We start from the raw sequence: 1689 nt of genomic DNA, 5'->3' as shown, positions 1-1689 counted from the left end.
CGGCCCTCCCGCAAGCGGGAGGGCTGATGCGGTTTTCTCCCCTCCCGCTTGCGGGAGGGGCTGGGGGGTGGGCCTTTCGCCTTAATCCCCGCCCCAGCGCCATTTCCAGCCGCCGTGCGTGTGGCGTGCGGCAATCACCATGAACACGCCCGTCACCAGCAGCACGCCGACAAACGACGCGGTCCGGGCGCCCAGCGTGCCGCCGGTGCCCGGCAGCGCGATCCCGACGACAATGGCGAGGTAGGCCGCCAGCAGCGTCCACCCCTGCCACGCGATCGGCAGCCCCGCGCCGTAGCCGTAGCGCTTGGGGGCGAACCACGGATCATTCTCGAACAGCTTGTGCAGCATGATCAGTCTCCATCCTTCGGCGGACGTCCGCGCCTTGCCGGTTCGCCCGCCTCGACCTTGACGCCGCGCCGGGCGAGGGCCTCGCGCAGCAGCACTTCGACTTCGGCGTTCACCGAGCGCAAGTCCGCCGCCGCCGTCCGCTCCAGCGCCGCGTAGAGCGCCGGATCGAGACGGAGCGCGAACGCCTTCTTGCCGGGAGACGCCATGGGGTCGTTACGAGTAGAGCGTGCCGGTGTTGACGACGGGCTGGGTATCCCGCTCGCCGCAGAGCACGACCATCAGGTTCGAAACCATCGCCGCGCGGCGCTCGTCGTCGAGTTCGACCACGTTCTTTTCCGAGAGCTGCGCCAGCGCCATCTCGACCATCGACACCGCGCCCTCCACCAGCTTGCGCCGCGCGCCGATGACGGCCTCGGCCTGCTGGCGGCGCAGCATGGCCCCGGCGATCTCTGGCGCGTAGGCGAGGTGAGTGAGGCCGCACTCGTCCACCGTGATGCCCGCCACCTGCAGGCGGGCGATCAGTTCGGTGCGCAGTTCGGCATTCACCTGCTCGTGGCTGCCACGCAGGGTGATCTCGGCATCCTCGACGTCGTCATAGGCGTAGCGCGATCCGATCGAGCGCACGGCGGCCTCGATCTGGACGTTCACGAAGGCCTTGTAGTCGTCCACGTCGTAAAGCGCCTGGGCGGTGTCGGCGACGCGCCAGACGACGTTGGTGGCGATCTCGATCGGGTTGCCGCGAAGGTCGTTCACCTTGAGCTTTTCCGAGACGACGTTGTTGGCGCGGGCCGAGATTTTCGTCTTGCCCATCCACGGCCAGACCCAGCGCAGGCCGGGGGTGCGATCGGTGCCCTTATAGCTGCCGAACAGCGTGATCGCGGCGGCCTGGTTGGGCTGGATCATGTAGAAGCCGCTCAGGATCAGAACGTTCATGATCACCGCCGGGAGGATGAAGGCGAGGAAGCCCAGCACCGTGCCCGGTCCCGGATCGCCGCTGGCCAGCGTGACGACGCAGAACACGATCGCCACGAGCAGCGCCAGGAACACTATGAGCATCAGGTAGCCGCTGCGGGTCGAGGCGATGCTCTCCCGGCTGGCGTTGATGGGCAGATGCGAATCGGACATCGGTGGCACCCCTCTAAAAGTGATATCACATTAATATCGGATTTTGAGGCGGGGTCAATGTGACGAAGGGCGCCGCGTTCACAGAGCCCATCAGTTTTTAGAGCGCCCGTCATCCCAGCGAAGGCTGGGACCGCTGGCCGTGTGCACCCCACCAGGCGTCAATAGGCCCTGGCGCGTGGTCTCGCCTCAAGAACCGGCAGCGGTCCCAGCCTTCGC

The 1689-nt window shown here is 67.0% G+C and carries 3 protein-coding genes; all 3 read right to left on the bottom strand.

Annotated elements, in window-relative coordinates; genetic code table 11:
- Positions 1–81: 81 nt before the first annotated feature.
- The 3 genes from ACYPYD_RS28050 to ACYPYD_RS28040 are packed head-to-tail and all read right to left on the bottom strand — an operon-like array spanning position 82 to position 1473.
- Positions 82–348, bottom strand: a complete 267-nt coding sequence (locus ACYPYD_RS28050) for a hypothetical protein (RefSeq protein WP_459667054.1) — start codon at positions 346–348, stop codon at positions 82–84.
- A 2-nt stretch (positions 349–350) separates the two neighbouring features.
- On the bottom strand, positions 351–554 hold the full coding sequence (locus ACYPYD_RS28045; protein WP_008832625.1) for a type II toxin-antitoxin system antitoxin: 204 nt from the start codon (positions 552–554) through the stop codon (positions 351–353).
- A 7-nt stretch (positions 555–561) separates the two neighbouring features.
- A complete protein-coding gene (locus ACYPYD_RS28040; RefSeq protein WP_211149713.1) occupies positions 562–1473 on the bottom strand; it encodes an SPFH domain-containing protein in 912 nt (303 codons plus the stop codon).
- Between the last annotated feature and the right edge of the window lie 216 nt (positions 1474–1689).

This window comes from Novosphingobium sp. 11B (assembly GCF_054589055.1).
The sequence above is the reverse complement of the archived record's forward strand: the minus strand, read 5'-3'. Positions and strand labels throughout refer to the sequence as shown.